Source organism: Thiohalospira halophila DSM 15071 (assembly GCF_900112605.1).
In the GTDB taxonomy this organism is placed as follows: Bacteria; Pseudomonadota; Gammaproteobacteria; order Thiohalospirales; family Thiohalospiraceae; genus Thiohalospira; species Thiohalospira halophila.
Window position 1 is genome coordinate 70,903 of the sequence record NZ_FOMJ01000006.1, and the last position, 20,155, is coordinate 91,057.

17 protein-coding genes are annotated in these 20,155 nt (G+C 70.9%); 2 read left to right on the top strand and 15 right to left on the bottom strand.

The features are described from left to right. Nucleotides 1–127: 127 nt before the first annotated feature. The 9 genes from BM272_RS09140 to pilM all read right to left on the bottom strand — a co-directional run bounded on the left by BM272_RS09140 (nt 128) and on the right by pilM (nt 9,246). On the bottom strand, nt 128–2,305 hold the full coding sequence (locus BM272_RS09140; protein ID WP_093428483.1) for an AAA family ATPase: 2,178 nt from the start codon (nt 2,303–2,305) through the stop codon (nt 128–130). After that, nucleotides 2,305–2,556: a WGR domain-containing protein gene (locus tag BM272_RS09145; protein ID WP_093428484.1), complete on the bottom strand. Its 252-nt coding sequence runs from the start codon at nt 2,554–2,556 to the stop codon at nt 2,305–2,307. Before BM272_RS09145 ends, BM272_RS09140 begins: the two co-directional genes overlap by 1 nt. 127 nt (nt 2,557–2,683) lie before the next feature. Beyond that, nucleotides 2,684–3,790, bottom strand: coding sequence for a 3-dehydroquinate synthase (aroB, locus tag BM272_RS09150; RefSeq protein ID WP_093428485.1), 1,107 nt, complete (start codon nt 3,788–3,790; stop codon nt 2,684–2,686). 76 nt (nt 3,791–3,866) lie between these two features. Then, a complete protein-coding gene (gene aroK, locus BM272_RS09155; protein ID WP_093428486.1) occupies nt 3,867–4,385 on the bottom strand; it encodes a shikimate kinase AroK in 519 nt (172 codons plus the stop codon). Between the two features lie 59 nt (nt 4,386–4,444). After that, complete coding sequence (gene pilQ, locus BM272_RS09160; RefSeq protein WP_093428487.1) at nt 4,445–6,559, bottom strand: type IV pilus secretin PilQ; 2,115 nt, start codon at nt 6,557–6,559, stop codon at nt 4,445–4,447. Between the two features lie 12 nt (nt 6,560–6,571). Then, nucleotides 6,572–7,105 carry a pilus assembly protein PilP gene (locus tag BM272_RS09165; protein ID WP_093428488.1) on the bottom strand — a complete coding sequence of 178 codons (534 nt, stop codon included), beginning with the start codon at nt 7,103–7,105 and terminating at the stop codon, nt 6,572–6,574. Beyond that, complete coding sequence (gene pilO, locus BM272_RS09170; protein ID WP_159433054.1) at nt 7,102–7,698, bottom strand: type IV pilus inner membrane component PilO; 597 nt, start codon at nt 7,696–7,698, stop codon at nt 7,102–7,104. The genes BM272_RS09165 and pilO overlap by 4 nt, the downstream gene beginning before the upstream one ends. Further along, on the bottom strand, nt 7,685–8,254 hold the full coding sequence (locus BM272_RS09175; protein WP_093428490.1) for a PilN domain-containing protein: 570 nt from the start codon (nt 8,252–8,254) through the stop codon (nt 7,685–7,687). The genes pilO and BM272_RS09175 overlap by 14 nt, the downstream gene beginning before the upstream one ends. Then, nucleotides 8,251–9,246 (bottom strand): type IV pilus assembly protein PilM, encoded by a 996-nt coding sequence (gene pilM, locus BM272_RS09180; protein ID WP_159433055.1) that lies wholly within the window; start codon nt 9,244–9,246, stop codon nt 8,251–8,253. Before pilM ends, BM272_RS09175 begins: the two co-directional genes overlap by 4 nt. 145 nt (nt 9,247–9,391) lie before the next feature. On the opposite strand from pilM, the gene BM272_RS09185 reads away from it, so the two are divergent. After that, complete coding sequence (locus BM272_RS09185) at nt 9,392–11,887, top strand: penicillin-binding protein 1A (RefSeq protein WP_093428492.1); 2,496 nt, start codon at nt 9,392–9,394, stop codon at nt 11,885–11,887. A gap of 11 nt (nt 11,888–11,898) precedes the next feature. After that, the gene (locus BM272_RS09190; protein ID WP_143613217.1) at nt 11,899–12,534 is read left to right on the top strand and encodes a hypothetical protein; all 636 of its coding nucleotides are present in this window, start codon (nt 11,899–11,901) and stop codon (nt 12,532–12,534) included. A gap of 6 nt (nt 12,535–12,540) precedes the next feature. Here the strand turns inward: BM272_RS09190 and rpmE are convergent, their stop codons facing one another. The 6 genes from rpmE to BM272_RS09220 form a co-directional block, all read right to left on the bottom strand. Beyond that, nucleotides 12,541–12,741 (bottom strand): 50S ribosomal protein L31, encoded by a 201-nt coding sequence (gene rpmE / locus BM272_RS09195; protein ID WP_093428494.1) that lies wholly within the window; start codon nt 12,739–12,741, stop codon nt 12,541–12,543. A 116-nt stretch (nt 12,742–12,857) separates the two neighbouring features. Continuing rightward, nucleotides 12,858–14,114 carry a transcription termination factor Rho gene (gene rho, locus BM272_RS09200; protein WP_240308094.1) on the bottom strand — a complete coding sequence of 419 codons (1,257 nt, stop codon included), beginning with the start codon at nt 14,112–14,114 and terminating at the stop codon, nt 12,858–12,860. Nucleotides 14,115–14,374: 260 nt separating this feature from the next. Further along, complete coding sequence (gene trxA, locus BM272_RS09205) at nt 14,375–14,701, bottom strand: thioredoxin TrxA (RefSeq protein WP_093428496.1); 327 nt, start codon at nt 14,699–14,701, stop codon at nt 14,375–14,377. 57 nt (nt 14,702–14,758) lie between these two features. Beyond that, nucleotides 14,759–17,110, bottom strand: a complete 2,352-nt coding sequence (locus BM272_RS09210) for an ATP-binding protein (RefSeq protein WP_093428497.1) — start codon at nt 17,108–17,110, stop codon at nt 14,759–14,761. Beyond that, nucleotides 17,107–18,057 (bottom strand): ABC transporter substrate-binding protein, encoded by a 951-nt coding sequence (locus BM272_RS09215; RefSeq protein WP_159433056.1) that lies wholly within the window; start codon nt 18,055–18,057, stop codon nt 17,107–17,109. The genes BM272_RS09210 and BM272_RS09215 overlap by 4 nt, the downstream gene beginning before the upstream one ends. 22 nt (nt 18,058–18,079) lie before the next feature. Beyond that, nucleotides 18,080–20,140, bottom strand: coding sequence for a TonB-dependent receptor plug domain-containing protein (locus tag BM272_RS09220; protein ID WP_159433057.1), 2,061 nt, complete (start codon nt 20,138–20,140; stop codon nt 18,080–18,082). Between the last annotated feature and the right edge of the window lie 15 nt (nt 20,141–20,155).

The following is a 20,155-nucleotide window of genomic DNA, read 5'->3' on the forward strand; positions in this document are numbered from 1 at the left end:
AAAGTATACTAATCCTCCCCACCGCATTGCCAGCCTCCGGGCCGCCGCAAGGACCAGCCGGCGCCCAGCGGGCCGCTCTCAGGATAGCGGCCCGCGGCGGCGAGGCATCAACACGCGGGGCAGGGGATCACTCGGAGCCGGCCCGGGACTCGGCGAGTTCGTCCACGGGGCGGGGCCACGGCCCCAGGTCGCGCACCTCGGCGGGGAGGTCGTCCACGGCGGCGCGGGCGGTTTCACGATCCGGCCAGGCCCCGGTAACTACCAGGTACCACGGCGTGCCCTCACGCTCCACGGCCACCAGGCGGGTCTCGAGGTCGCTCTCCTCGCGGAAGGCCTGGGCGCGCTCCCGTTCCCGGGTGGCGAAGAGCTGGAGGGTCACCTGACCGGCCTGCTCGCGCAGCCACGCGGCCCCCTCGGCCTCTGCGGTGGACTCGGTGGATTCCTCCGGCACCGGGGCGTTCCCGGGAAGGCGTCCCTGGATGGCGGAGAAGGGCCGCTGCCAGGGCTCCAGATCGGTGCGCTCCGCCAGCGCCGCGGCGGCCGATTGCGCCGCCTCGGCATCGGCATAGTCGCCGTGGAGGAGCAGGTACCAGCCATCGGCGGTGAGCACGGTGGCCACGGGATCGGGCCAGTCGCGCCCCTCGGCGGCGCGCTGGACCACCTCCTCGCGGTGGCTGGCCAGCAGCTGCAAGGTGCGATGGTCGCCGGGGCGCTGGCGAACCCAGTCGCTGCCGTGGGGGCCGCCGGTCTCCTCGGCCGCCGCGGGCTCGGCCGGCTGAAGGCTCTCCGTCGTCTCTGGCTCCGGCTCTTCCGGCTCGGGTGCCGCCGGTGCGGTGTCTTCCCGGGCAGACTCGGGCGTCTCGTCGGCCGTGGGCTCGGGCTCCGTGGCGCCGGCCGCAGCGGAATCCGCTACGCCGGACTCCTCCTGCTCGGGCGGCTCGGCGGTGGGCTCTTCGGGTTCCGGTTCCGATTCCGGTGCCGGCTCGGGTTCGGGGTCGGGGGCGACCACCCGGAAGCTTGCGGTCCCGGTCCCCTGCCCTTCCGGCGTGGACACGCGGGCGGTCCAGGTGTCGGCGGCCCCCCCAGGGTCGAAGGTCACGGCCAGCCGCTGCCCGTCCAGCCGCTCCACGGCGTCGGCCGGGATGTCCCGGGCACCGCCGGTATAACCCAGCCGCACGCGACTCCCCTCGGGGAAGCCGTCACCGTGGAGGACCAGGCGCTGCTCGCCCTCCCCGGCCGGGACCTCATCGGGCTCCACGCGTTCCAGGGTCGGGCCACCCTCCGCGTCGGCGGGCCAGCCCTTGAGACGGGGCCGCTCGTCCGCCATGCCTTCCGGGCTCGTGGGGGATCCGCCGGACGACGGCTCCTCCTCCGAGGCCGGCTCGGCCTGCCCTGCCTCCTCGGGCAGTTCCAGGGCCAGCGGCTCCAGCTCCTTCTCCTCCGAACCGTCGCCGCCCCAGATGGGCAGCAGGGCCACCAGGCCGAGACCGGCGGCGCCGCCCAGGGCGTAGATCACTCGGCGGTCGGGAGCGAGGGCCAGGCGGGGGCCGCTGCCACGGCCGGCCTTGGCCAGCAGGCTCTTGTGGGCGAGTTCGTTGATCCGCGCCGGGTTGCCCCGGGCGGTGCGCTGGATCCGCCGCGCCACCTTGGCCGGGAAGGGGTCCTGCTGGCCGTCAAAGCCGGCCACGCGCAGGCGGTGGTGGAGATAGGCCGCCGTCTGCGCCGCGGTGAGCCCGGGGATCTGGAGGGTGTGGGTGATCCGCTCGCGCAGGGGGGCGAGTTCGCCGTCGGCCAGGGTCTCCTCGATGGCCGGCTCGCAGAAGAGGATGACGCGGACCACCGGCCCGCTGTCCTCCTCGCTGTCGGCCAGGTCGAGGATGAGCCGCAGGGCCTCCGCCCCCAGCCGGTGGGCATCGTCGACGACCAGCAGGGGCGTCCCGCCATGGCCGGCCTGGCGGAGTTGCCGGGTCAGCTCGGCCGGCGTGGAGCCAGGGCCCAGGCCGAAGGCCTGGCCGATCCGGCCGGCCAGGGAGTCGGCGTCCAGGGCCTCGTCCACCTCCACCTGGCCGATCTGCAGCTCGTTGCGGTTCTCGGCCACGAACTGCTGGCGCAGGCTGGTCTTGCCGGCCCCGGCGGGGCCGATGATCATCAGCAGCAGGTCGCCGTAGCGGGCCAGGTGGGCGAGCATGTCCAGCCGCTGACCCAGCTCGGCGTCCCGATAGAAGAAGTCGGGGTCGGGTTCCGGGGCGAAGGGGGGCCGATCCAGGCCCAGCATCTCCAGGTAGGGGATCTCGCCGGTGGGCATCAGGGCTGCTCCTCGCCGCGGGTGAAGACGACCCGGTAGCCACGCTTGGCCTGGTCGTCCCGGCGGCGCTGCAGCGCCGCCTCGGCCTCCTCGCGGGTGTTGAAGTGCTCGCTGCGGACCTGCCCGCGCCCGCCCTGGGGGCCGGACTCCCGGACCAGGTTCCAGCCCCCGAGCAGGTCGGGCTGCAGAAGCAGCTGGTAGAAACGGGGGTTCTTACCCTCGACGGGCGGCGTCTGCATATAGATCCGCATGGGCTGTCACCGGCTCCCCCGATGGCTCGATCCGATCAATGTACCAGCGCCGGGCGTGCGGGGACCACCGCGACGCATTGCCACTGGAGTCCTTGCTTCCGCCGGGACGGGGGTATGGGTACCCTGCCTATCCACGCGATACGGAGCGGGCCGGCAGGGCGTGGTGTTCGTCCAGGGTGGCGGCCAGGGCCTCCGGATCGTAGTCGGCGGTCACCGTCGCGTTCCCGATGGCGGTGGGCAGGACCAGCCGGATCTCGCCGCCCCGGGCCTTCTTGTCCACTCGCATGAGTTCCAGGAAGCGCGCCCGGGAGAGATCCGCCGGGGCCCGGGTGGGCAGGCCGGCGCGCACGGTGAGCGCCTCGATGCGGTGGACCTCTTCGTCGCTCAGCCAGCCCAGGCGCCGGGCCAGCTCGGCGGCCATCAGGCTGCCCACGGCCACCGCCTCGCCGTGGAGCCAGCGGCCGTAGCCGATCCCGGTCTCGATGGCGTGGCCGAAGGTGTGGCCGAGATTCAGGAGGGCGCGCTGGCCGCCCTCACGCTCGTCGGCGGCGACGATGGCCGCCTTGGCCTCGCAGGAGCGGCGGATAGCGGTGGTGAGCGCCGCCGGGTCGCGCTCGGTGAGCGCCCCCATGTGCTCCTCCAGCCAGGCGAAGAAGTCGGCGTCACCGATGACGCCGTACTTGATGACCTCCGCCAGGCCGGCGGCGAACTGGCGCTCGTCCAGGGTGGCGAGGGTGTCGGTATCGATGACCACGGCCCGGGGCTGGTGGAAGGCGCCGATCATGTTCTTGCCCAGACGGTGGTTGACCCCGGTCTTGCCGCCCACCGAGGAGTCCACCTGGGCGAGCAGGGTGGTGGGCACCTGGACGAAGGGGACGCCGCGCTGGTAGCAGGCGGCGGCAAAGCCGGCCATGTCCCCCACCACGCCGCCCCCCAGGGCGACGATGGTGGCACCGCGCTCGAAGCCGCGCTCCAGCAGGCGGGTGAAGACGGGGTCCAGCTGGTCCAAGGTCTTGTAGGCCTCGCCGTCGGGGAGTTCCACCCGCTCCACCTCCAGCCCCGCCAGCGCCTGCTCCACCCGTTCGGCATAGAGCGGGCCCACGGTGGTATTGGTCACCACCAGCGCCTGGTGGCCCCGGATCCCGGCGCGCACCCGCTCCCCGTGCTCCAGCAGGCCGGGGCCGATGTGGATGGGGTAGCTGCGTTCGCCGAGGTCGACTTCCAGTTGTTCCATGGTCATCCGGGTCCAGGGGTCGGGGTGGGCGCTGGTTCGTCCACTGATTCTACTACCATCCGGGCCCGGCGTGGGCTCACTCCTCGCGCCAGGGGCGGATGATCTCGCGGACCACGGCCCGCGCCGGCCGGTTCCCGGTCTCCACCACGCGATGGGCCGTTTCGCGATAGAGGGGATCGCGCTCGGCCATGAGTGCCTCCAGGCGGGCGCGGGGGTCCTCGGTCTGGAGCAGGGGGCGGTTGCGGTCGTAACGGGTCCGCTCGTAGAGGTGGCCCGCCGGGGCGTAGAGATAGATGACATAACCCCGCTCGGCCAGCTTCCGGCGGGTATCGGGATCGAGGACGGCGCCGCCGCCGGTGGCGAGCACCAGCTCGGGCTCCCGGGTCAGCTCGTCGAGGATCCCGCGCTCGCGGCTGCGAAAGCCCTCCTCGCCCTCGATGTCGAAGATCCAGGGGATACTGGCCCCGGTCCGCTCCTCGATGGCGCGATCGGCATCCTGGAAGGGCCGATTCAGGGCGCGGGCGAGCTGCCGCCCCACGGTGGTCTTGCCCACGCCCATGGGGCCCACGAGGATGATTCGATCGGGTGCTTGCATCCACTCATGTTACGGCAGCCCGACGGAGCGCGGTCAAGCAGCGAGGTCCGCGGGGGTTCTCAGAGGTCCAGCCGCTGGTCGGCCACCGGCTCCCGGGTGGGCTCCCCCTCCAGCAGTCTCGGCGTGACGAAGATCAGCAGCTCCGCCTTGGCGTTGACCTCCCGGGTATGGCGAAAGAGGCGGCCCAGCAACGGCAGGTCCCCCAGCAGCGGGACCTTCTCCACCTCGCGACTCTGCTCGGTCTCGTAGATCCCGCCGAGAACGACGGTCTCGCCGTTGGTTACTAGGGCCTGGGTGGTAACCTCGCGGGTATCCACGCTGGGTACGCCGTTGAAGACCTCGCCCACGCTGTCCTTGCTGATCTCCAGATCCATGATGATACGGCCATCCGGGGTGATCTGCGGCGTCACCCCGAGGCTCAGAACCGCCTTCTTGAAGGAGACGGAGGTGGCACCGCTGGAGCTCGCCTCCTGGTAGGGGATCTCCACGCCCTGCTCGATGACCGCCTCGTGCTGGTTGGCCGTGATCACCCGAGGGTTGGAGACGATCTCCCCCTCGTTCTCCGCCTGGAGGGCGGAGAGCTCCAGATCCAGGAGGGTATCGCCGTCGAGTACCGAGACGGCGAGCTGGCCGGCGGGATTGCTCACCGGCAGGTCCACGGCCATTCGATCGCCCCCGCCTATACTGGTAACGGCATCATTACCACCGGTATTGTTCTCACCAATAGCGCTGCCCGTGCCCGAAGCACTCCCGGAAATGGCGGTGGAAACACCACCGTTCGTGTCACTGACATGGCTGGCACCGAAACGGGTTCCCAGGTCCTCGCTGAAGTCGTCGTTGGCGATGACGATCCGGGTCTCGATCATGACCTGCTGCACCGGCACATCCAGCTCTTCCACCAGCTCCCGGGCGGAGCGGAGGTTGGCCGGGGTATCCCGGATCAGGATCTTGTTGGTCCGCTCATCCACCCGGACCGAGCCGCGCTCCGAGAGCATGCCGCCCTCCTCGGAGCGCAGCGTGGAGGCGATATCGGCGGCCTTGGCGTAGTTGACCTGGAGGGTGGTCTTCTCCAGCGGTACCAGCTCGTCCCGCCGCTGCTCCGCTTTCAGACGTTTGCTCTCGGTATCGAGCAGCTCCTGCTGCGGGGCGATAATCCGGACATCGCCGTCCTGACGCATGCCCAGACCCTTGAGGGTGAGGATGTGGTCCAGTGCCTGGTCCCAGGGGACATTCTCCAGGTGCATGGTCAACTTGCCCTGCACGGAGTCACTGACCACCATGTTCAGCCCGGTGAACTCGCCGATCCGGAAGAGCAGGCTGCGGATATCGGCATCCCGGACGTCGAAGGACAGGTGGTCCCCGGTATAGGCCGCCTCCCCGTCTTCCTCCGCCTGCGCTGGCTCCTCGTCGGCCCGAGGAGAGACCGCCAGGGTCAGCTCCCCGTCCAGGCGATGGAGGCGGTGTTCGGTCTCGCCCTCGGCGTGGACGAGCAGGTGGGCTCCGCCCTGGCGCTGGCGCACATCCACCCGCTCTACCGGCGTGGCGAAATCGCGTACGTCGTAGCGCCGCCGCTGGCCCTCGGGGACCTCGGCACCGTCGATGAAGAGGCGGTAGCCGGCCTCGTGACGGCGGATATCGACTTCGCCGCCGGGACCGGAAAGCGCCAGTTTCAACTCCCCCGCCCCTGCCTCGCCACGACGGAAGTCGACCCCCTCCAGCCGGGCCTCGGCAGTGGACGGTCCCGCCTCGTCGGCATTGGATTCGCCAGCGGCCGATGTCCCGATATCCGTATCCCCGGTTTCGGGTTCCCCGGGGCCGGGGTCCTGGCCGACCCGGCCCAGGGCGAGCCGGACCCCCTCCTCGGTGGTGCGCAGACGGTGGGCGTGGGGCCCTGGCAGGGTCGCGATGACCCGGGTCCGCCCGCCGGCCTCGATGACCCGCAGATCGCGGACCGTACCTTCCGCGACCTCCGGATGCCGCTGGACACTGCTGCCGGTCCCCGGCAGGTCCACCACCACCCGATGGGGGTCGGCCAGGGTGAAGGAGGTGGGCTCCGCCGACCCGTCGAGAGCGAGATGGAGTCCCTCGTCCGTCGCCCGGACGCCGGTCAGCTCCGCGGCCTGGCTCGCGCCCGCGCCGAGCAGCGCCAGGGATGTCAGGATGGCTCGCCGCATCTTTTCCTCCGCTCAGGGTTCCTGACCGTTACGCGCGTGGTCGCGCGTAACGGTGTTGTTCCGTTGCTGCCAGCCGTCACTGGCCTCTTCCCATTCGCGCAACTCGATGGTGGTGGCGGTGATCCGCTCCACGCGGCCGTGATTCCGCCCCATGTAATCACCCTCGGCCACCGAGTGGAGCCGGCCCTCGGGGTCCTCCACCAGGGCGACCCGCCGTTCACCGGAACCCATGGTCCCCACCATTCGCAGACCCTCCAGGCTGTAGCTCTCCAGGGGATCCGGCTTGCGCCCATCCTCGGGGCCCGGCCCCTCGGCGCCATCGGGAGTAGCCGCCTCGCTCCCGCCGGGGCGCTCCATGGGATTGCGCCCCTCGGTGGCGAAGGCGGGCGGGTCGGGCTCGTTCAGGGTCGGCAGCGGGGCCACCTCGCCCCGCGCCTCGCTCTCCATGCTGGCCATGCGGGCCTCCAGCTCCTCGAGATCGGGATCGGCGCAGGCGCCGAGCAACAGGACCACCAGCGCTGCCAGGATCGAACGGTACCGGGTCACGTCTCTTCCTCCCCGCCACGGTAGCGATAGGTTCGCGCGGTCATCTCGATAGTGACCCCTTCCCCCTCCTCGTTGGTCTCGATAGTGACGTCACCGATGGTGACCACCCGCGGCAGCTCCACCAGCGCCTGGACGAAATGGCCGAACTCGGTGAAGGTCCCGCTCAGGCGGAGCCGGACCGGCGCCTCGGCGTAGAACTCGTCCGGCACCTCGGGGAGGGGTTCGAAGCGCTCGAAGCGCAGGCCGGCGGACCGGCCGGCCTCGGAGATCCGGGTGAGGAGGCGGGCCATCTCGCTGCCCCTGGGGAGGCGCTCGAGGAGATCGCGGTAGAGGTCGCGGATGGCCTCCATGCGCTGCCGGTGGCGCGGCAGATCCGCCGCCAGCGCCCGCCGGTCGGCGTAGCGCTCCAGCAGCTTTTCCTCCCGGGCCTCGGCGGCGGTGAGATCCGACCAGGCCGGCCGCAACAGGAAGAGGCCGGCGAGCACCAGGACCACGGCGGTCCCCATCCCGGCCAGCAGCAGCCGGACACCGCGGGGCCAGCGGTGCGCCGTCGCCAGGTCGATCTCGATATTATTCAGGTCACTCAGGGCCATCCGTGCCCTCCCCGGTTCCGGTGGTCCCCCTGAGGGGGACATGCAGACGAAAACGGTAGGCGTCCTCCCCGGTCTCCTCGATGAACTCCAGCCTCGGCGCGCGGAAGGCCGCCGCCCGTTCGAGGCTGTTCATGAAGAGGGAGATGGCGTCGTTGGCACGGGCCTCGCCCACTACCTCCATGGCGCCCTGGTGCACGCGCAGGGAATCGATGACCACGGCCTCGGGCACCGCATCGACCAGGCCATTGAGCCACCGCAGGGGCTGCGCACGCCGAACCACCAGGCCTTCCAGGACCGCCATCCGTTGCTCGATGCGCTCGCGCTCCTCGCGCAGGCGGGTCACCTCGTCCAGACGCTCTTCCACCTCTCCGATGGCGCGCTCCAGGTAGTCATTCCGCTCGGCCTGGGCGGACTGCCAGGCCGCCAGTTGCAACCAGGCGCCCCCGGCTACAAGCGCCGCCAGCAGTGGGGCCCCGGCGATCAGGAGGAGTACGCGCAGCCGTTCGCGCCGACGGCGTTCCGCCCGCCAGGGGAGAAGGTTCACCGCGTGCGTCATAGGGGCCTCCGTCGTCCCAGGGCAGCGGCCACGGCCAGGGCCGGCTCCATCCCGCGCAGGCCGGCGGGGGCCTCGTCCCCCTTCCGGGAGAGGGGCCGCGCCAGGGCCACGGGGAGGTCGAGGGCATCCCGGAGCGCGGCGGCGATCCCGGGAGTCAACGCACCGCCGCCGGCGAGGAGCAGGCGATCCGCGCCACGGCCGGCCTGGTCGGCAGCCAGCGGGAGGAGGCGATTGAGCTGGGCGGCTACCGCCTCGACAAAGGGGGTGACCAAATCGTCTGCGGGCACCTCTCCCTGGCGCAGGGCGTTTTCGGCCTCGACGCGGGTCATGCCGCGGGCACTGGACAGGGCCGTCGCCAGAGGAGTCCCGGAAAGGGCCTGGGACCGGCTGAAGTGGTGTCCGCCGCCTCCGGCCAGGGCGAGGGTCATGCTGGTGGCCCCGATGTCGGCCACCGCCACGGCTTCCCCCTCCCCGGCCATGGCGGCGGCGGACTGCTCCAGGGCGAAGGATTCCAGGTCCACCAGCAAGGGGCGCAAACCGGCCTCACGGGCGGCGGCGAGGCGGCCGTCTACCTGGTCGGCCCGCGAGGCCGCCAGCAGGACCTGGCACAGGCCGGCATCGTCGGGATCGGGCCCGAGCACCTGGAAGTCGAGGTAGACGCTGGCCGGGTCGAAGGGGAGGGCACTCGCCGCCTCCTCCCGGACCCGCGCCTCCAGCTCCTCCTCCTCCAGATTGGCGGGGAGGCGCCATTCGCGAGTCATCACCGCCGCCCCGCCCACGGCCAGGGCGGCCCGGCGAGGGGGGCGGCCGAGTTCGCCCAGCGCGGTCCGCAGCGCAGTGGCGACCGCCTCCGGCTGCTGAACCTGTTTCTCGCTGACGACGCCGTCGGGGAGGGGGACGACGGACCAGCGCGGCGAATGACGGCGCGGCAGCGCCACCACCTTGACCGCACTGGTCCCGATATCGACCCCCAGAAGGGGGGTAGAGCCCATCCCTGTTCTCTTCATTGCGCGAAGTCCGTATCACGCGGGTTTTATTCATCTTCGCGCCAACAGCCGCCACCGTCAACGGCAAGCATTCCCCTGGCCAGGCCCGGCGCCGTATACTGGACGCCTGTTCCGGCAACATCGCGCCCCCATGTCCTCTCTGGTCCGCTATTCCCGTCGCCTGGTCCTCGGCCTGGCCCTCCTCTACGTCGCCGCCGTGGCCGCCGGCTTCGCCGCCTATGCGCACCTCGCGCCCGGGCTGCCCGCCCATGCCGAGCTGCAGGACATCGAGCTCCAGGTGCCCCTGCGCGTCTACAGCCGCGACGGCGTCCTCATGGCGGAGTACGGCAGTCAGCGCCGGATCCCGCTGGAACGCGACGAGATCCCCCCGCTCATGATCCGGGCGGTCATGGCCGCCGAGGACAACCGCTTCTACGAGCATCCCGGGGTGGACTACCTGGGCCTGCTCCGGGCGGCGGCCAACCTCGCCGCCACCGGGGAGAAGAGCCAGGGGGGCAGCACCATCACCATGCAGGTGGCGCGCAACTTCTTCCTGACGCGGGAGAAGACCTACCTGCGCAAGTTCCGGGAGATCCTGCTCGCCTTCAAGATGGAGCGGGAGCTGGACAAGGGGACCATCCTCGAGCTCTACCTCAACAAGATCTACCTGGGTAACCGCGCCTACGGGGTCGGGGCGGCGGCGGAGGTCTACTACGGCCTCGGCGTGGACGAACTCAACCCGGCACAGATGGCGATGATCGCCGGACTGCCCAAGGCGCCCTCCCGCTACAACCCGCTCACCGGGAGCGAGCGGGCACTCATCCGGCGCAATTACGTCCTCGACCGCATGCACGCCCTGGGCTACCTGCCGACCAATCGCTGGCAGGAGGCGCGCGCCTTCCGCGACAACGCCAGGTATCACGGCGCGGAAGCGAGCCTGCACGCCCCCTGGGTGGCCGAGCTCGCCCGCCGGGAGATGGTGGCGCGCCACGGCGAGGGCGCCTACACCGGCGGCTACCGCGTCTACACCACGGTGGAGAGCCGGCTCCAGGAGGCGGCCAACCAGGCCCTGTCCAACGGCATCCACGACTATTCCTTCCGCCACGGCTACCGGGGTCCGGTGGAGCGGCGCGAGCTGCAGCTGGATGGTCCGCTACGGTACTGGCTGGCCACCGCCGACAGCCCCGGCCCGCTGGAGCTGCGCCCGCCGCAGCTCCAGCAGTGGCGCGACTGGCTGGACGAGATCCGCCTGCCCCGGGATCTCGAACCGGGACTGGTGCTGGCGGTGGAAGAGCGCTCGGCGCGGGTCCTCACCCGGGAAGGCAACCTGGATACCATCCCGTGGCGAGGCCTAGCCTGGGCGCGCCCCTACCGCGATACCAACAGCACCGGGCCGGCCCCGGACACCGCGGCGGACGTCGTGGCGGTGGGCGATATCGTTCGCCTGCGCCCGCTGGGTGAGGGCCGCTGGCATCTGGCCAACAGGCCCGAGGTCCAGGGAGCCCTGGTCTCCCTGCACCCGGACGACGGCAGCGTCCTGGCCCTGACCGGCGGCTACGACTTCAGCCGCAGCAAGTACAACCGGGTGACCCAGGCGCGCCGGCAGCCGGGCTCCAACTTCAAGCCCTTCATCTACTCCGCGGCGCTGGAGCACGGCTTCACTCCCGCGAGCATCATCAACGATGCGCCGGTGGTCCTGGAGGACTCGGCCCTGGAGGGGGTCTGGGCGCCGGAGAACTACAGCGGCCGCTTCTTCGGCCCCACCCGGCTGCGTACCGGTCTGGTCAAATCGCGCAACCTCATCTCCATCCGCCTGCTGCGCGCCATGGGGATCCGCTACGCCATCAACCACGCCACCCGTTTCGGCTTCGACCGCGAGCGCCTGCCCCGGGACCTGACCCTGGCCCTGGGCAGCGGCGCCATAACCCCGCTCGAACTGGCCACCGGTTTCACGGTCTTCGCCAACGGCGGCTACCGGGTGGACGCCCACTTCCTCCAGCGTATCGAGGACCGCGACGGGCGCATCCTCTACGAGGCCAACCCGGAGCGGGTCTGCCCCGACTGCGACGAGGCCGTCCCCGACGGTCTGCGAGGGGCGGAGCACCTGGTCGCCCGGATCGGCCTGCCGGGACTGCCGGTCCCCGAGCCCCGGGCCGAACGGCCCGCCGAACGGGTGCTGCCGCCGGGGAACGTCTACCAGATGAATGCCATGCTGCGGGATGTGGTCAAGGAGGGGACCGGCCAAGGGGCGCTGGCCCTGGGCCGTGACGACCTGGCCGGCAAGACCGGGACCACCAACCAGCAGGTGGACGCCTGGTTCACCGGCTTCAACCACGCCGTGGCGACCACCGCATGGGTGGGCTTCGACAGCCCCCGCCCGCTGGGTCGGCGCGAGACCGGCGCCCGGGCCGCGCTGCCCATGTGGCGGGACTACATGCGGGTCGCCCTGGCCGGGGTCCCGGAGAAGGAGCTGGAGCGCCCCTCGGGCATGGTCACGGTGCGCATCGACCCGGAGACCGGTCAGCTGGCCGGTCCGGACAACGAGGAGGCGATCTTCGAGACCTTCCGCCCGGGCCACGTCCCGGAGCCGAGCAGCGAGGGCAATGGCTCCAATTCTGACGACGACGTCCAGCGTTCGCTCTTCTAGGGGACCCGCCCATGGCATCGACTCCCCGGCGACACGACCAGGCCATGCGCCAGAGCATCGCCACCGAGGCGGCGCGACTCATGAGCGACGGCGCCCTCACCGATTTCCACCACGCCAAGCGCAAGGCGGCGGCACGGCTGGGGGCGGCGGACACCCGGAACCTGCCGCGCAACGAGGAGATCGAGGCCGCCCTGCGGGAACATCAGCGGCTCTTCGAGGCGGACCACCAGCCCCGGGAGCTGGCGCGGCTGCGCCGGGTGGCGCTGGAGGTCATGGCGGCCTTCGAGGACTTCCGGCCGCGCCTGGTGGGGCCGGTCCTCACGGGGACGGCGGGGAGCTACAGCCGGGTGACGCTGCACCTGTTCAGCGACACCCCGGAGGCCATCGCCTTCCGGCTCATGGACCACCACCATCCCTTCGACGAGGGCGAGGTGGAACTACGGATGGGCGAGACCGAGCAGCGACTGCCCAGCTTCCGCTTTCCCTGGGGTGAGGAGGAGAATCCCCCCGAGGTGGAGGTGGTGGTCTTCCCGGAACGGGGGATCCGACAGGCACCGGCGTCGCCGGTGGACGGCCAGCCCATGGCACGGGCCAGCCGCGAGGCGGTGGCCGAACTGCTGGCCGGCGAGGGGGAGTCGCCGGCCTGACGGCCCTTACATGCCGTACTTCTGGCGGAACTTGTCCACGCGCCCGGCGGTGTCCACCAGCCGCTGCTTGCCGGTGTAGAAGGGGTGGCACTCGGCGCAGACGTCCACGTGGAGGTCCTCCGAAGCCGTGGAGCGGGTCTTGAAGCTGTTGCCGCAGCTGCAGCTCACATTGATTTCCTGATACCGGGGATGGATATCCGCTTTCATCGCTACCTACCTCGCGTTGGACCCTGAAGCGCCCTCTCCCTCGGGACGCCGCGAACAAGCCGGCCATCTTACGCCAGCGCGCCGCCCCCCGGCAAGGGGAGCCGGCGCCGTCGCGGTCAGCGCTTCATCGAGTCGAAGAACTGGTCGTTGGTCTTGGTGGCCTTGAGCTTGTCGTGGAGGAATTCCATGGCCGCCACCTCGTCCATGGGATTGAGCAGCTTGCGCAGCACCCACATCTTCTGCAGCTCGTCCGGCTTGGTGAGCAGCTCCTCGCGCCGGGTGCCGGAGCGGTTGATGTTGATGGCCGGGAAGATCCGCTTCTCGGCGATGCGCCGGTCCAGGTGCAGCTCCAGGTTACCGGTGCCCTTGAACTCCTCGAAGATGACCTCGTCCATGCGCGACCCGGTCTCCACCAGGGCGGTGGCGAGGATGCTCAGGCTGCCGCCCTCCTCGATGTTCCGCGCCGCGCCGAAGAAGCGCTTGGGCCGGTGCAGGGCGTTGGCGTCCACGCCGCCGGTAAGCACCTTGCCCGAGGAGGGGATCGTGGTGTTGTAGGCCCGCGCCAGACGGGTAATGGAGTCCAGCAGGATGACCACGTCGGTCTTGTGCTCCACCAGCCGCTTGGCCCGCTCGATGACCATCTCCGCCACCTGCACGTGGCGGGTCGCCGGCTCGTCGAAGGTGGAGGAGACCACCTCGCCGCGCACCGACCGCTCCATCTCCGTGACCTCCTCGGGCCGCTCGTCGATGAGCAGGACGATGAGGAATACCTCGGGGTGGTTCTGCGTGATGGACTGGGCGATCTGCTGCAGCATCAGGGTCTTGCCCGCCTTGGGCGGAGAGACCACCAGGCCGCGCTGGCCCTTGCCGATGGGAGCGATGAGGTCGATGACCCGGGGGGTAATGTCCTCGGTGGAGCCGTTTCCCACCTCCATCTGCATGCGCTCCGTGGCGTGCAGTGGAGTCAGATTCTCGAACAGGACCTTGTTCTTGGAGTGCTCCGGCCGCTCGAAGTTGATCTCCTCGACCTTGAGCAGGGCGAAGTAGCGCTCCCCCTCCTTGGGCGGCCGGATCTTGCCGGCGATGTTGTCCCCCGTGCGCAGGTTGAAGCGCCGGATCTGGCTGGGGGAAACGTAGATGTCGTCCGGCCCCGCCAGGTAGGAGCCGTCCGCCGAGCGGAGGAAGCCGAACCCGTCCTGGAGGATCTCCAGCACCCCGTCGCCGTAGATGTCCTCGCCGCGCTCGGCGTGCGCCTTGAGCATGGCGACGATGACGTCCTGCTTGCGGGCCCGGGAGAGCCCCTCCAGGTTCATCTCCTCGGCCTGCTTGATGAGCTCGGCCGCGGTGGTGCGCTTGAGTTCGGTCAGATTCATGGTCTTGTCGCTGTTTTGATCGGATGATTCGGGCATGGGGATTCCGGCGGGTACGGGAACGACTCCGCGGAGACTCCACCGATCGGCGGCCACACGCCAGGAGGGAGGGTCCGTTTCCGGGATCGGGAGTTCGGGGCGAGAGTCCTGAAAAACGAAAAGGTCGCGCCGCAGGGGGCAAGCGCGTAAGGGAAGCTACCACGAAGGTGGACCGGGGTCCACCCTCGACCGGCGGCCACCCGCGGGCGGCCGCCGGTCAGCGGCTACAGGTTGCTGTCGACGAAGGCCGAGAGCTGCGACTTGGAGACCGCGCCCACCTTGGTGGCCTCCACGTTGCCGTCCTTGAACAGCATCAGCGTCGGGATCCCGCGGATACCGAACTTCGGCGGAGTCCCCGGATTCTCGTCGATGTTGAGCTTGGCGATCTTGAGCTTGCCGGAGTACTCCTCGGCCAGCTCGTCGAGGATGGGTGCGATCATCTTGCAGGGCCCGCACCAGTCGGCCCAGTAGTCGACGAGCACGGCCCCGTCGGTGTTCAGGACTTCGTCCTCGAAGGTGCTGTCCGTCACATGGACGATATTATCGCTCAATGTCCTGCCTCCGCTTGTCACCGTATTCCGTCCGGTGCCGTCCGGCACCGGTTCTTGCTAACCGTTACCACCATTTGAGCCGAAAGCGCCGGTGTTTTCAAGGCCCGTCAGCCGGCCTATGAGTTCATCCAGCTCGGCGGAACTCACCGGCTTGGTGAGGAATCCGTCCATCCCGGCGTCCGCGCAGGCCGCGCGGTCCGCCTCGGTGGCGTTGGCCGTCAGCGCCACCAGGGGCACCCAGCCCTCCCCCTCCTCGGCCCGCCAGCGACGGGCCACCTCGATACCATCCAGTCCCGGCATGCGCAGGTCCAGCAGGGCGATATCCACGGGCACGTTCTCCAGGTGGGCCAGGGCGGCGTCGCCGTCGCCGACCACCGTGACCTGATGGCCGGCCTGCTCCAGGAAGGTCCGGATCACCCGGGCGTTGATGGCGTTGTCCTCGGCCACCAGTACGCGAATGGCCACTCCCTCGGCCGGAGGACCCTGCGACCGGAGCTCCCGTTCCTCGCCCACCAGGCATCGGGCCAGCTGCCGCCACAGCACGGGAGCGCGAAGGTGTACCGGGCACCGGTTCCGGGTGGGCCCCTCCCCCAGCGGGAACAGACAGATGAGTCGGGTCCCTCCGGCAATGGCCGCCAGTTGCTCGTCCCGGGGGGCCTCCTCGCCGGGTGCCCGGCTGATCACGATGATGTCGAAGGCCTCGGCGGTCACCTCGCTCTCGCTGGCGGGCAGCGCCGGCCACCCCGTCACGACTCCGCCCAGGGCGATGATATAGGCCTCCAGTGTGCGACGCTCGCTCTCCCGACCGCTGACCACCAGAACCCGCTCCCCGGTGAGGCGCGGCAGGGCCTCCTCCTCGCCCGGCGCCAGCCGCCAGGGGAGCCGGAACCAGAAGAGCGACCCCTGACCCGGCTCGCTCTCCAGCCCGATCTCGCCCCCCATGAGCTCCACGAACTCCCGGGCGATGGTGGTCCCCAGGCCGGTGCCGGGAACCGGCTCGCCCTCGTCCACCCGGGCGAAGCTCTCGAAGATGCGGGCCTGGGCATCCGGGGCGATACCCACGCCGGTATCACGCACCCGGAAGCCGAGCCACTGGTCCGCATCGGCGGACCCGCGTTCCGCGGTGACCTCCAGCACCACCTCGCCCGACTCGGTGTACTTGATGGCGTTGATGGCGAGGTTGGTGAGGATCTGCTTGAGCTTCTGGGCATCCCCCACGACTTGGGGGTGGATCCCGGGCTCCACGAAGCAGACCAGGTCCAGCCCCTTGGCGTGGGCGCTGGGGGCGAGCATCCGGGCCACGGACTCCACCGCCTCGCGCAGGTCGAAGGGCCGGTGCTGGAGGCGCACCTTGCCGGCCTCGATCTTCGCCAGGTCCAGGACATCGTCCAGCAGGACGTGGAGACTGTCGGCCGCCATCCGCAGGGCGTCGACATAATCCCGCTGGGACGGGTCCAGCGGCGTCCGTCCCAGGAGTTCGGCCATGCCGATGATGCCGCTCATGGGGGTCCGGATCTCGTGGGACATGTTGGCCAGGAAGCGGGTCTTGGCCTCGTTGGCCGCCTGGGCATTGCGGCGCTGGGTCTCCAGGGCCCGGTTCTTGCGCTCCAGCTCCTCCAGGACGTTGAGCAGCTCGCCCGTGGCCTCCTCGATCCGTCCCTGCATCTGGTCGTGGGTGGACTTGAGTTCGGCGATCATGTGGTTGAAGCCGCTCTGGAGAACCGCCAGCTCGCCCCCCGCCGTCTCCGGCACCTGGCGCTCCAGCTCCCCGCGACCGGCCGCGCGCAGGGCTTCGGCGAGTTCCCCCAGGGGCTGACCGATGGAGCGCCCCGCCCGTGCGGCCACCAGGCCGCCCAGCAGGAGCACCGCCAGGGTGATCCCGGTGGCCCGCAGGATCGCGGCGTTGCGCCGCTCGCGCAGCGGCACCACGGACATCTCCACGTAGACCCGGCCCACCACCTCGGGCAGCACCCGGGCCGGACCGCCGAAGTCCTCCACCGGCAGCCGGGTCCGCTGGATGGGGGCACAGAAGAGCACCCGCTCGCGACCGCGGGCACACTCCCGGGCGCTCCCGCCCTCCCGATCCATGCGCAGCTCCGTGGCGTGCTCGAAGTCGCCCTGATGCCAGATGACCTCGCCATCCGAGTCCACGACGGCGATGCCGGCCACCTCGCGGTCGCCCCAGGCGGCGGCCACCACCCGCCGCAGCAGGGGGCGATTCTCGGTGACCACGCCGTATTCCGCGGCCGGGGCCAGCTGCTCCGCCAGGGTCCGGCCCTGTTCCTCCAGGGCATCGTCGAGCAACTGCATCTGCTCGCTGACGAAATAGCCGAACAGCAGGACGGCGGTGACCAGGGCCGGCAGCAGGGCCACCACCAGCAGGGTGCGCCGGATCCCCGCCGGCATCATGGCCGCCCCTCCTGCAGTTGCCGGTACAGCTCTCCCTCCGGTGGCACGGCCAGCCCCAGGGCGCGGGCAACGCCGTAATTGACCACGACCCGGAATGCCCGGGGGTGGCGATGGCCGGCGGGTGCCGACCCCGTGAGGGCGGCGTACACGTCGCCGGCGGCCTCGCGCCCCAGCTCGGCGGGATCGGTATGCAGGGCCATGAGCGCCCCCGCGCGAACGCTGGAGCGCCCGGGCCCGAGGAGGGGGACGCCGCGCAGATAGGCTCCCTGGATGAGGGGCACGGCGGTGCGGCGATTGATAACCAGCGGATCGGCGGGGACGATGAGCGCCTGGCTCTCGGTAAAGAGCTCCTCCACCCGCGCCTCCACCCCGGCCTCATCCTCCACCTGGCGGACTGCCGGCTCCCGGCCGGCCTCCTCGAGGGCCGAGCGCAGCCGACGACCGTAGTGGCGGGAAGAGGGGCCCAGCAGGAGGCCCACGCGGCGCGCCTCGGGCAGAATGTCGACCAGCAGGGCCACGACCCGTCGAGGGGGCTGTTCCACGACCCGGGCCGCCGCCCGGGGATCCCCCTGCAGCCACTCCCGGGCGGCCCCCCAGGAGACCAGGCCGTAGAGGCGCCAGTCCCCGCTACGCTGCTCGGCCACGGCGGCCCCGGCCCGCTCGCCCACGGCGATCACCAGGCTCGCGGGGTCGATCCGGTCCAGCTCCGCCGGTGAACGCCGTTCCAGCGCCGCCCGGCCCTCCCGCCGATCCTCCAACCGATTCTGGAGCCCCTGGATGAAGGCCTGCTGGTGGGCGCTCTCCGGGTCGGCAACCACCACCACCGGCGGCGGTGCAGCGCCGACCGGCAGCGCCAGCAGGGCGAGGAGGAGGAAGGGGAGCCACCAGGCCCGGCGGCCACCCGCGAGCGCCGGACCTCTGCTCCTGGCCGCGTCACTCCCTGGCACGGTCGTCTCCATGGCGGGCGGGCTAGAAGGTCACCGAGGCGTGGGCGTAGAGGCGCCGGTCACGCCGATACTCGTCGTGGAAATCGGCGTACTCCCCCGGGGCATCCAGGGCGGCGACGGCCAGGCGGCCGTCGCCGAAGCCGAGGTCCAGGTCGCGCGCCACCGTCACGTCCAGGGTGGTCCAGCCGTCCAGTTCATCGCTCATGATCCACTGCATGGCGGAGACGTGGTAGGCCGCCGCGGAAAACCGCCAGGCCCCCAGACGCTGGCTGCCCCAGAGCGCCGCCGTGTGCTCGGGGATGGTGCTGTCAGCGCTCTGCGTACTCTCAAGGAGGGGGTGATCCGGGACTGCGGTGTCCAGCTCCCCCTCCGCGGTACCCCAGGCGTAGGCCAGCCCCAGGCGGCTGCCCCGGGCCGGTTGCCAGTCCAGCTGCAGCTCCGCCCCGCGGGTCCGGATGGTCTCGCTGTTCTGCTGCAGACGGACGTGGCTGGCCAGATAGGCACAGGGACGCCCATACGGGTCCTCCGGGCACTGGCCTCGATAGTCGGAATAGGGCTCGCCGGTGGTGGCGGGATAGGTATCGACCCCCACAATGAGATCCCGGAAGGTCCGCTGGAAGAGCTTGAACTCGTAGTTGAAGGCCTCTCCGCCCCCCACCAGCGCCAGCTCCACGCTGTCCACGCGCTCGGGCTCCAGGTCGCGGTCGCCGCGCATCATCAGATCGACGAGCTCGTTGTTCCCCGCCTGGCGCAGGCCCCAGTTCCCCTGGGCCTCCAGCAGGGAGGGCGCCCGCCGGGCGCGGGTGGCGCTCAGGCGCACGGCATGGCCGGGATGGTAGTGCCAGTTGGCGCCCAGCCGGGGGGCTGCATGGGTCCCGGTATAGGGCTCATCCTCCACGCCGACGCCGGCGTGGAGGGTCCAGCGCGCGCCGGGGCGCCACTCGGTGTGGAGGAAGGCGCGCCGGGTGTTCAGGACCACCGGCTCCTCGTCACCCACGTAGCCGGGGGCGATGAGCTCATCGTGGCGACCGTGGAGACCCCACGCCAGCCGCAGGCCCGGCAGGGGGCGGGAGTGGTGCTCCAGCTCGGCGGCGGTGCGCCGGACGTCGGTGGAGGGGTCGTTGGTCAGGGGGGCATCCCCGGGAAAATCCTCGATCCCGTCCAGTGCATCGCCGCCGTCCCGTTCGGTATAGGGCGGCACCTCCATGCGGTCGTCGACATCGGCCCGTTCGTGGCTGAGATGGACTCGCCAGTCCTCGTGGGAGGAGCGCAGCCACTGCCACTGGACCTGGCCGAAGTAGCGCTCCACCTCCCGGTCGTGGGCCGGTTCGTGGTAGGAGCCATCGCTGCCGCGGCCGGTATAGCCGGCATTCACGCCCGCATCCACGTCGAGGATGGTATTCACCCCCGGCCGGTGGCGGCTGCGATAGCGGACCCGGTGGCGCCGCTGGTCGTGGCGAGTGCCGGCCTTCCCGGTGTAGCCGTCGTCCCGGCGGCGCTCCCAGGTCAGCCGCTGGCTGCTGCTGCCATCGCGGGTCCCCATCCGGACCAGGCTGCGGCGGTAGCCATCGCCGCCGACCTCGGTGAGGATTCGGGTGCCTTCGGTCTCCTCCGGCGGCCGGGTGCGGATGTGGATGGCGCCGACGAAGGCGTTGACGCCGTAGCTGGCGCCGTTGGGCCCGCGAGTCACCTCGATGCGGTCGATGTTCTCCAGGGAGACGGGCAGGTCGTACCAGGCCACGCCCGAGGTGGCCGGGGTGTAGACCACCCGGCCGTCCACCAGGACCTGCATCTTGCGCGAGAACTCGTCGGCCAGCCCCTGCTGGGTCACGGTAGCCTTGGCGCCGCTGAAGTGGCCCACCTGGACGCCGGCCACCAGTCGCAGCAGGTCCGGCAGGTCGGTAGCGCCGCTGGCGGTGATGGCCTCTCGGTCGATGACGGTCACCGAGGCGGGAACCCGCGTGCGCGGCTGCTCCAGGCGGCCGGCGGTGACCACCGTGGGGAGGTCCCCGTAGTAGGCCGCCTCCCCCGACTGCGCCAGCGCGCCGGGCGCGGTGGCCACCAGCAGCGCAACTCCGGTCATCGATGTCGCCGTGCG

Excerpts from the sequence above, each read along its gene's own strand:
- BM272_RS09140 (WP_093428483.1), bottom strand. The coding sequence starts at position 2,305 with ATGCCCACCGGCGAGATCCCCTACCTGGAGATGCTGGGCCTGGATCGG.
- BM272_RS09145 (WP_093428484.1), bottom strand. The coding sequence starts at position 2,556 with ATGCGGATCTATATGCAGACGCCGCCCGTCGAGGGTAAGAACCCCCGT.
- aroB (WP_093428485.1), bottom strand. The coding sequence starts at position 3,790 with ATGGAACAACTGGAAGTCGACCTCGGCGAACGCAGCTACCCCATCCAC.
- aroK (WP_093428486.1), bottom strand. The coding sequence starts at position 4,385 with ATGCAAGCACCCGATCGAATCATCCTCGTGGGCCCCATGGGCGTGGGC.
- pilQ (WP_093428487.1), bottom strand. The coding sequence starts at position 6,559 with ATGCGGCGAGCCATCCTGACATCCCTGGCGCTGCTCGGCGCGGGCGCG.
- pilO (WP_159433054.1), bottom strand. The coding sequence starts at position 7,698 with ATGGCCCTGAGTGACCTGAATAATATCGAGATCGACCTGGCGACGGCG.
- BM272_RS09175 (WP_093428490.1), bottom strand. The coding sequence starts at position 8,254 with ATGACGCACGCGGTGAACCTTCTCCCCTGGCGGGCGGAACGCCGTCGG.
- pilM (WP_159433055.1), bottom strand. The coding sequence starts at position 9,246 with ATGGGCTCTACCCCCCTTCTGGGGGTCGATATCGGGACCAGTGCGGTC.
- BM272_RS09185 (WP_093428492.1), top strand. The coding sequence starts at position 9,392 with ATGTCCTCTCTGGTCCGCTATTCCCGTCGCCTGGTCCTCGGCCTGGCC.
- BM272_RS09190 (WP_143613217.1), top strand. The coding sequence starts at position 11,899 with ATGGCATCGACTCCCCGGCGACACGACCAGGCCATGCGCCAGAGCATC.
- rpmE (WP_093428494.1), bottom strand. The coding sequence starts at position 12,741 with ATGAAAGCGGATATCCATCCCCGGTATCAGGAAATCAATGTGAGCTGC.
- rho (WP_240308094.1), bottom strand. The coding sequence starts at position 14,114 with ATGAATCTGACCGAACTCAAGCGCACCACCGCGGCCGAGCTCATCAAG.
- BM272_RS09210 (WP_093428497.1), bottom strand. The coding sequence starts at position 17,110 with ATGATGCCGGCGGGGATCCGGCGCACCCTGCTGGTGGTGGCCCTGCTG.
- BM272_RS09220 (WP_159433057.1), bottom strand. The coding sequence starts at position 20,140 with ATGACCGGAGTTGCGCTGCTGGTGGCCACCGCGCCCGGCGCGCTGGCG.